The sequence below is a fragment of the Mesorhizobium waitakense genome, assembly GCF_056431085.1.
In genome coordinates, this window is record NZ_JBWKME010000087.1 from 1 (window position 1) to 7,139 (window position 7,139).

Annotated in this window: 6 protein-coding genes and 2 pseudogenes; 6 read left to right on the forward strand and 2 right to left on the reverse strand. The window is 61.9% G+C overall.

Annotation, left to right across the window (positions count from 1 at the left end; genetic code table 11):
- Positions 1 to 100: pseudogene (locus tag AC07FD_RS18385) on the forward strand (IS5/IS1182 family transposase); the annotation flags it as partial.
- Positions 101 to 307: 207 nt separating this feature from the next.
- Here AC07FD_RS18385 and AC07FD_RS18390 read toward each other — a convergent pair.
- A pseudogene (locus AC07FD_RS18390) lies at positions 308 to 795 on the reverse strand (4-phosphopantoate--beta-alanine ligase); the annotation flags it as partial.
- Entirely contained in the window at positions 792 to 1,625 is an 834-nt protein-coding gene (gene panB / locus AC07FD_RS18395; RefSeq protein ID WP_478351004.1) for a 3-methyl-2-oxobutanoate hydroxymethyltransferase, read from the reverse strand. The pseudogene AC07FD_RS18390 and the gene panB, both read right to left, overlap by 4 nt.
- Before the next feature lie 181 nt (positions 1,626 to 1,806).
- On the opposite strand from panB, the gene AC07FD_RS18400 reads away from it, so the two are divergent.
- The 5 genes from AC07FD_RS18400 to bioB all read left to right on the forward strand — a co-directional run.
- Entirely contained in the window at positions 1,807 to 2,769 is a 963-nt protein-coding gene (locus tag AC07FD_RS18400) for an NUDIX hydrolase (protein WP_379100386.1), read from the forward strand.
- Positions 2,770 to 2,833: 64 nt separating this feature from the next.
- Complete coding sequence (gene nadA, locus AC07FD_RS18405; protein ID WP_478351005.1) at positions 2,834 to 3,808, forward strand: quinolinate synthase NadA; 975 nt, start codon at positions 2,834 to 2,836, stop codon at positions 3,806 to 3,808.
- Positions 3,805 to 5,349, forward strand: coding sequence for an L-aspartate oxidase (locus tag AC07FD_RS18410; protein WP_478351006.1), 1,545 nt, complete (start codon positions 3,805 to 3,807; stop codon positions 5,347 to 5,349). Before nadA ends, AC07FD_RS18410 begins: the two co-directional genes overlap by 4 nt.
- Positions 5,346 to 6,200, forward strand: coding sequence for a carboxylating nicotinate-nucleotide diphosphorylase (gene nadC, locus AC07FD_RS18415; RefSeq protein ID WP_478351007.1), 855 nt, complete (start codon positions 5,346 to 5,348; stop codon positions 6,198 to 6,200). The genes AC07FD_RS18410 and nadC overlap by 4 nt, the downstream gene beginning before the upstream one ends.
- A 96-nt stretch (positions 6,201 to 6,296) precedes the next feature.
- A partial coding sequence (gene bioB / locus AC07FD_RS18420) for a biotin synthase BioB (RefSeq protein ID WP_478351008.1) occupies positions 6,297 to 7,139 on the forward strand: 843 nt, incomplete at its 3' end.

Genomic DNA, 7,139 nt, shown 5'->3' on the forward strand with positions numbered 1-7,139 from the left:
ACTCAAGCACTTCAGACGCATCGCAACACGCTACGACCGACGCGCCCTACACTTCCTCAGTTTCATTCAAATCGCTTGCGCCATGCTATGGATGCGATGAATGTCGATTCAGCCTAGTCCTTTGGCACGACTAGTGAGGCGGACGATCCGCAAACGTTGCACGGAACCGATGGCAATGGAGAGGTGAGCGTCATCCAGATACTTGCGTTAACGGCCCACGGAGTCGCGGCCGCGCAGGCGCTGGCGGTGCGAAAGTGTTGATGCCGTCGATCTGCGTGAGGCAATGGCATCCACCGCAGCCGGCTTCGACTTTCCGCCTGACAAGCTGAAGCTGCTGGAAATCTTTTTCGCCGAAAATGGCGACATCAGCGCCGGTCTGCAGGAAGAGCTTGGCAACGACAGTCGCCACCCCATCGAAATGACCTGGCCGGAACGCGCCGCACAGGCCTTCGCCGATGCGGGAGACTGAAACGGTCGTGGTAAAGCCTGCCGGATACATCTCCGCTACGCCCGGCACATAGAGCAGATGCGCGCCCAGAGACGCGAGCTTTGCAGCATCTTCCTTTTCCGTCCGGGAATAGGCGGCAAGGTCGGCAGCACTGTTGAACTGCTTCGGATTGACGAAGAGCGTCACGACAACCCGATCGGCCCTGTGAAGCGCCGCACGCACAGGCTCAGATGCCCTTCGTGCAACGCCCCCATGGTCGGCACCACTGCGATGGTGGCGCCAGAACGGCGCCATCCCGTGGCGATGGAGCGAAGTTCGGCAATGGTATGGACAACCGGCACGTTCATGCCACATCTCCGTCCTTCGCCTGGTCGTAAACATGTTCGGCCGCCGGAAAGGGCCCTTCCCGAACATCAGCCGCGTATCTGGCAATGGCAGCTTCTGCCGCTGAAGCAAGTTCGCCGTAGCGCTTGACGAATTTCGGGCGAAAACCGGTGAACATGCTCAACATGTCGTCGACCACCAAGATCTGCCCGTCGCAGGCGGCCGAGGCGCCGATTCCAATCGTTGGAATTGCGATTTCCGCTGTGATCCGGCTGGCGAGCGCCTCGGGCACCTTTTCGAGCACGAATGCGAATGCTCCCGCCTCGGCCACTGCGTGGGCGTCGCGCCGGATGCGCTCGCCATTCTCGCCCCTGCCCTGGACAAGATATCCGCCGAACGCGTTGACCGCCTGCGGGGTCAGCCCGACATGGGCCATCACCGGGATGCCGCGGCAGGCGAGGAAGCGGATTGTCTCGGCCATTGTCTCGCCGCCCTCGAGCTTGACGGCTGAGCAACCGGTCTCGGCCATGACGCGCGCGGCATTGCGAAAGGCCTGGTCCCGGCTTTCCTCATAGGAGCCAAATGGCATATCCACGACCATCAGCGCCCGCTCAAGGCCGCGGCGCACAGCTTGGCCATGCATGATCATCATGTCGAGCGTAACCCCAAGCGTGGTCGGCAACCCGTGGAGAACCATACCGACGCTGTCGCCGACCAGCACGACATCGCAATGGGAATCCACTAGCCGGGCAACCGGGGTCGTGTAGGCGGTAAGGCAGACGAGCGGCGTGCCAGCCTTTCGCGAACGAATATCCGGCGAGGTGATCGCCTTGGTGTTAGCAACCGAAATCAACGAGGACTCCTTCCCTTGCGTTACCAACCGCGAGTGTCGCGTTTGGCATATTTTTGTGCACGTGCGAAGAGCAAAATCGCGACGGTGCGCGATGTTGACGCGCGGACAGTTATCGTAGAAAACCAATTTAAATCGGTTCAGCCGCCTTCTTGGCAGGGCTCTGCCAACCAGTTCAGGGATCATGGAGCACCAGGCAAAGGTAACCAGGAAAGGCAGAGCTGCAGGCAGGGCCAATGCCGTCAAAGCGGACCTTATCGCCGTGGTCGTCGCCGTGAAAAGCAGCGACCCTTACGTTCTCACCATCGGGCAGGCAAACGCATTGCCGTCGGGTCCGTTCGAGCAGGATCACCGCTCCCTGCAGTCGGGTCTCAGAGGATGGGTGGAACAACAGACCGGCCAGCCGCTGGGCTATATCGAACAGCTTTACACCTTCGCCGATCGCGATCGGGTCGGCGCTGAGGAGCGTGTAATCTCGATCAGCTACCTCGCACTGACGCGAGACGAAGATCCGGCTGCCTCGGCCAAACGCTGCTGGGCAAGTTGGTACGACTATTTTCCGTGGGAGGATCATCGCTCCGGCACGCCGGCGGTTGTGCTGGAAAAATTGCGACCGCGATTGAGGGAATGGGCGGACAGCGCTGACGATACCGCCGTGCGGCTCGATCGTCGGCGGCGTGCGGCGGTCACCTTCGGCTTCGACGACCGAGCATGGAACGAAGAGCTCGTATTGCAGCGCTATGAGCTTCTCTACGAGGCAGCGCTGGTGGAGGAAGCGACCCGCAGCGGGGATTCAGCCGCGCCCACTCCCGTGCCGGGCACATCCATGGTCGCCGATCACCGCCGCATCCTGGCAACGGCTATTGCGCGGCTGCGCTCAAAGATCAAATACCGACCCGTCGTGTTCGAACTGATGCCGCCGCTCTTCACACTTCTGCAGTTGCAGCGAACCGTGGAGGCGCTCTCAGGCAGGCTCATTAACAAGCCGAACTTTCGCCGGCTTATAGAGCAGCAGGATCTGGTTGAGAAGACCGGCGAGGCGACCGCCGAAACCGGCGGCCGGCCGGCGCAACTCTACCGCTTCCGCCACGCCATTATCGACGAGAGGCCTGGGGCGGGGACAAAATTGCCGCTCGCGCGGGCTTGACATTGCTTATAGTCACAACGAATATAAAGGTCTTATAATCATGTAGATTATAATTGGAGGCTCGATGAGCACCATCCTGCCTTCGGCCGCATCCCTGTACGACCGCGTTCGGCGCGTTATTCCTCCGATCGAATGGCCGAGCTTTTCGGACGACATCGAGGCAATTCTGGCGCTGAAGCGGGAGCGCAACGCCGTCATCCTGGCGCATAATTATCAGACGCCGGAGATCTTCCACTGCGTGGCCGACATCGTCGGCGACAGTCTGGCGCTTGCCCGTAAGGCAATGTCGACCGAAGCCGACGTCATCGTGCTTGCCGGCGTGCATTTCATGGCTGAAACGGCGAAGCTGCTCAATCCGCAAAAGACGGTACTCATTCCCGATTTGCGAGCAGGCTGTTCACTGGCCGACTCGATCACCGCCGAGGACATTCGCCTGCTGCGGCAGCGCTATCCGGGTGTGCCGGTTGTCACCTATGTCAACACCTCGGCTGACGTGAAAGCAGAGTCCGATATCTGCTGCACGTCCGGCAACGCAAAGGCCGTCGTCGAGTCCCTCGGGGTTCCCAAGGTGATCATGCTGCCGGACGAATATCTGGCCCAGAACATTGCCGCTCAGACAAAGGTGCAGATCACCGCCTGGAAGGGTCATTGCGAAGTGCACGAGCGCTTCACGCCAGCCGACATCCGTCAGTTGCGCGAAAGCCATCCCGGCGTGATGGTGCTCGCGCATCCCGAATGCCCGCCCGACGTTGTAGCCGAAGCCGATTTTTCTGGCTCGACAGCCGCCATGTCCGACTATGTCGAAAGGCAAAAGCCGCCACGCGTCGTGCTGATGACGGAATGCTCGATGAGCGACAATGTCGCGCTCCAGCATCCCGAGATCGAATTCGTCCGGCCCTGCAATCTATGCCCGCACATGAAGCGCATCACGCTCGCCAACATCCGCTCTGCGCTCGAGCAGAACCGGCATGAGGTGATGATTGAACCCGACATTGCAGCACGAGCACGGCTAGCGGTAGAGCGGATGCTCGCCATATGAGCGAGGAGGTCCGCAGTTTCCTTGGCCGCCCGATTATCATAGGCGGCGGTATTGCCGGGCTTTTGACTGCGCTTCATCTGGCGCCAGAACCGGTGCTTATTCTGTCCAGGACGCCGCTTGGATCTGAGGCATCAAGCGCATGGGCACAGGGCGGGCTGGCTGCCAGCCTTGGCGTGGACGACGATCCTGCGCTGCATGTCGCCGACACGCTCGCCGCCGGCGATGGCCTGTGCGACGCAGAAATCGCAACCCGCATCCTTCATGCGGCTCCTAACGCGATCAAGACCCTGGCGACCCTTGGGGTTCGCTTCGATCGGACGCCTGAAGGAGCCCTGCGCCTGGGATTGGAGGCCGCGCACGGCCGCCGGCGCATCGTCCATGCCGGCGGCGATGGCAGCGGACAGGAAATCATGCGTGTGCTGGTCGAAGCTGTGCATTCTACTTCATCGATCGTGGTCGTCGAGGGTGTAGAGGCGCGGCGGCTGGCGGTGGAGGACAATACGGTCCGAGGTGTCTGGGCAAGCTGTTCGATGAGTCCTGTGTTCTTCGGTACGGGACGGGTCGTCCTCGCCACGGGTGGGATTGGCGGACTGTTCCTCGACAGCACCAACCCTTTGGGCAGTTGCGGACAGGGCCTGGCGCTTGCGGCGCGCGCCGGTGCTGTGGTTGCCGACCTGGAATTCATCCAGTTCCACCCGACCGCGCTTGATGGGCCGGCGCGCCCGATGACGCTGATCAGTGAAGCGGTTCGCGGTGAAGGCGCGATGATCATCGACGAGACGGGCCGACGCTTCCTCGACAGCTTGCCGGGCGCGGAACTCGCGCCGCGCGATGTGGTGGCGCGCGCCATCTGGAAGCATCTTTCGAACGGCCACCGCGTCTTTCTCGATGGACGAGAAAAGCCCGGCCCGACATTTGCGCGGCAATTTCCGACAATCGCATCAGCCTGCCGGGGCGCGGGCATCGATCCCGTGCGCGACCTCATCCCGATACGGCCGGCCCAGCACTATCACATGGGCGGCGTCGCGGTGGATCGGGATGGACGTACCTCGGTTGCCGGACTATGGGCGTGCGGCGAAGTCGCCTCCACTGGACTGCATGGCGCCAATCGGCTTGCCAGCAACTCGCTGACCGAGGCGATCGTATGCGCGCGCTGGGTCGCCGAAAGCGTGGCGGGATCTCCGATCGGCATCAGAACACGCTCGACGGCACGGGAAATTCCGGCTCCCGATCCACTCTCGTTGCGCCCTCTCCTGTCACGCAGCCTTGGCGTGAAACGAGATGGCGAGGTCTTGCGCGAGGCCGTGAGCACATTACTTCCGCTGGCCAAACGCCAAGATGCAGCGTCCGATCCTGCGATAGCGGGACTGATGATCGCGGTTGCCGCCTTGCTGCGAGAAGAAAGCCGCGGCGCTCACTACCGGATCGACTGTCCAGATTGTGCGGTTGCCGCCCGCCGCTCCAGGCTCACGCTCGATGAAGCCTTAGCGACAGCTGAGGAACTCGCATCTTCGTCTACGCTTGAAGAGACCGAGCAATGAACCTCTCGCCGCTGCCCCCAGTCATGCTCGAGCCTCTGGTACGGACTGCTCTGCTCGAAGACCTCGGCAGGGCCGGTGACGTATCCACGGACGCCATTGTGACACCCTACCACTATACAAGGACCGTGCTTGTGGGGCGTCAGCACGGGATTGTCGCGGGGGTCGATCTAGCCATGCTCGCCTTCCGCCTGATCAGCCCCGATGTTGAAATCTCGGTGGAGCGGCCAGACGGCAGTGGTGTCGTGGAAGGCCAGGTCATCGCATCGGTGAGCGGTCCGGCCCGGGCCATACTCACAGCGGAACGGACGGCGCTGAATTTTCTCTGTCACTTGAGCGGCGTCGCCACGGCGACGGCATCCGTCGTCGCGGCGGTCCGCGGGCACGGCGCGAAGATCGTCTGCACGCGCAAGACGACGCCCGGTTTACGAGCCGTCGAAAAATATGCCGTGCGCGCCGGTGGCGGCGCCAATCACCGCTTTGGCCTCGACGACGCGATTCTGATCAAGGACAACCACATCGCCATCGCCGGCGGGATCCGTGCGGCCATCAAGCGCGCGCGAGCAAGTGCAGGTCATCTCGTCAAGATCGAAGTCGAGGTCGATACGCTGACCCAGTTGGAAGAGGCCTTGACGCTCGCCCCCGACGCCGTTCTGCTTGACAACATGTCGGTTGACCAATTGCGAGAGGCAGTGCTGATGGTCGCCGGCCGGGCGATCACCGAGGCGTCCGGCAGGATCACCGCCGCGTCAGCGCCGGCCATCGCGGCCACCGGTGTCGACCTGATTTCTATCGGCTGGTTGACTCACAGCGCGCCGATCCTCGATATCGGCCTTGACTGTCGGGCGCCCTGACGACTCACGAGCAAACATATGGGTCAATCGGGCATTCGAACCCCAGGAATCGTAAGACGAAGATAGCGCAAGCGTAGACTAGGAAACAGGATGGACATGCACGCCACCAATCCGACGAAGACAATGCCACAGGCTCAAGCCCCAGACGCCACGACGTGGACGCTAGAGAAGGCTCGGGCACTTCATGACGCGCCCTTCAACAATCTGCTCTTCCTGGCGCAAACCGTGCACCGCCAGAATTTCGATCCCAACAAGGTCCAGCTCAGCCGGCTTCTTAGCATCAAGACGGGCGGCTGCCCTGAGGATTGCGGCTATTGCAGCCAGTCGGCCCATCACGAAACCGGGCTGAAAGCGTCGAAGCTGATGGAGGTCAGGCGCGTCATCGCCGAGGCGACCAAGGCGCGTGACGCCGGTGCCACCCGCTATTGCATGGGCGCGGCATGGCGAAATCCCAAGGCGCGCGACATGGATGCGGTGGTGGCGATGGTCGAAGGCGTAAAGGCGCTGGGCATGGAGACCTGCATGACGCTGGGCATGCTTGATCTGGGCCAGGCGCAGCAACTGAAAATGGCCGGCCTCGACTATTACAACCACAACATCGACACTTCGGAGCGCTACTACAACGAGGTTATCTCGACACGCACGTTTGCCGATCGGCTGGACACGCTGGCCAATGTCCGCGACAGCGGCATCAAGGTCTGCTGCGGCGGCATTGTCGGTATGGGCGAAGAGCCTATGGATCGCGTCGACATGCTGGTGACGCTGGCCAATCTGCCGGAACATCCGGAAAGCGTTCCGATCAACATGCTGATACCGATCGCCGGCACGCCCCTTGCCGAAACAAGTCCGATCGAACCGATCGAATTCGTGCGCGTGATCGCGCTGGCACGCATCATGATGCCGAAATCGCATGTCCGGCTTTCAGCCGGCCGCACCGCC

Bases quoted from the DNA above. Each gene is read 5' to 3' on its own strand.
- nadC (WP_478351007.1), top strand. From the start codon at position 5,346: ATGAACCTCTCGCCGCTGCCCCCAGTCATGCTCGAGCCTCTGGTACGG.
- AC07FD_RS18410 (WP_478351006.1), top strand. From the start codon at position 3,805: ATGAGCGAGGAGGTCCGCAGTTTCCTTGGCCGCCCGATTATCATAGGC.
- AC07FD_RS18400 (WP_379100386.1), top strand. From the start codon at position 1,807: ATGGAGCACCAGGCAAAGGTAACCAGGAAAGGCAGAGCTGCAGGCAGG.
- nadA (WP_478351005.1), top strand. From the start codon at position 2,834: ATGAGCACCATCCTGCCTTCGGCCGCATCCCTGTACGACCGCGTTCGG.